A 1,737-nucleotide genomic window follows, 5' to 3' on the forward strand; every position below is an offset into this window, starting at 1 on the left:
AAAGAGCATTTTAATCTGTTCTTGAAAGAATGTGAGTGAAGGTTTAATATGGGCACACCAAGTGACTTACTGGCAGACCTGAAAAAGTTGCTCAAAGAATATTATTAGGTGTCAGCCCCAAGAATAAAAACGAAATCCCACCAAAGCTGCTTCATAAGCTCCCCCTATTTGTTAAGAGGAACCGGTTTTATAGCCGGATGCCGAAAAGACCCCCGACTAGCGAAAGGTGCATGGTATTTAGGCGAACCCTGAACATTCCCATACCATCCGGCCAAAACCGAGTGGGCGTAAGAAATTATCAGCGCGCCGAACCATGTTTGACCGCTAGTCGTTATAGGGGTTTTCGGTCCCCACAGACAGGACTGACCATCTGCGAACACAGGAAAGCATATTAAAAGGGGGGATGCAAGCATGAGTAGAGTTTCAGTGGGTTTTAAGCGAAGCTTTCTATCAGCGCTTTGGCCAATGGCTTACCAATCGTGGTGGCGAAGTTAACGCCCTTGGTTTCCGCCGCAATCAGACACTTAATCATCTGATCTGCAAAGGCTTTTGAGCCACTTTCCGCGTCGCCCTTCAAACATTCTTCCATGCCCGTATAGACATGATACATCAACGGATAAAGACTCGATGAAATGCTCGACTTATTCATTAATAGCGAGAATTCCAGCTCCCCTATATTGGCGAGTTCTTCCACCCGCTCACGCGGCAAATGCGTGTTATGCGCCATATAGGTGAAGAAGAAATGTTCGTGCCCTAAGCACATCGCAAGCAACATAAAGGTCGCGCTAACTTTCTTCTTCCTCTCAAGCTGTGCCACCATATGTTCGCATGCCTCATCGCTGGGTGCGTGCCCTAGAAACATCAAGGTCAGCAAATCGTCCCCCAGCTCTGCTTGACCGAGCGAACTGAAAGATCGCATATCCGAAGGGGTCCGGTTTTCCTGCCCGCCCGATTGCTGTATCTGCACCATGTGGTTTACAGCCTTTGTCGGCATCGGCAAACGCTTCATCATACGGTTCAACACTGATGTAGATCGCGCATGCTTATGCGATATTTGAAGGATTACTTCTTCATCAATAATGGCAGAATCATTGGCCAATAGAGACACCACCACCTCTTCAAAGTTACGTTCTGCCAGCATTGAGCTGACCGTAACCGAGATAAACTTACGCTCTGCCACCGCGATCAAGCGAGCGGCTAATTCAATTTGGGGCAAAAGCGCGACCAAATCACCATCACCAATGAGTGGAGATTCTTTCAAAATGGGCAGCGCTACGGCATCCTCTTCATCCATCGCCAGTAGCAAAATCAACTGCTTGGGCGCAGACTCACTTTGATGGATGCTATCGGCGAGTGCAATACGCACAATCGCTTCAGCATCTTTTTGCAAATGGAACGCAATCTCGCAGGCAATCTTATACTCTGCCGTCTCCTGAGAGGAATGATCGAAATGGTGCCCGATTTTACGGGCGACTGATTCACGTGATTCTGGCAGAGGGTTTTCCTGCAGCTGCTTAAAATCTTCAATCGTCAGCCATTCGCTGCCAGAGTAATTTTTCATCCTCTAAAGATACTACTTAAGGTTTAATAAATAGTTAATATTTTTAAATAATTATTTAAAATGGGGCTGACACCTAATAATATTCTTTGAGCAACTTTTTCAGGTCTGCCAGTAAGTCACTTGGTGTGCCCATATTAAACCTCCACTCACATTCTTTCAAGAACAGATTAAAATGC

The 1,737-nt window shown here is 46.2% G+C and carries 2 protein-coding genes; both read right to left on the reverse strand.

Annotated elements, in window-relative coordinates; genetic code table 11:
- Positions 1-433 precede the first annotated feature (433 nt).
- On the reverse strand, positions 434-1,561 hold the full coding sequence (locus tag P8P30_04290; GenBank protein MDG1286768.1) for a DUF2336 domain-containing protein: 1,128 nt from the start codon (positions 1,559-1,561) through the stop codon (positions 434-436).
- 73 nt (positions 1,562-1,634) lie between these two features.
- On the reverse strand, positions 1,635-1,737 hold a 103-nt coding region (locus P8P30_04295; GenBank protein MDG1286769.1), incomplete at its 5' end, for an IS1595 family transposase.

This window comes from Rickettsiales bacterium (assembly GCA_029252805.1).
Taxonomy (GTDB): domain Bacteria; phylum Pseudomonadota; class Alphaproteobacteria; order Rickettsiales; family JALZUV01; genus JALZUV01.

Excerpts from the sequence above, each read along its gene's own strand:
- P8P30_04290 (MDG1286768.1), bottom strand. The coding sequence starts at position 1,561 with ATGAAAAATTACTCTGGCAGCGAATGGCTGACGATTGAAGATTTTAAG.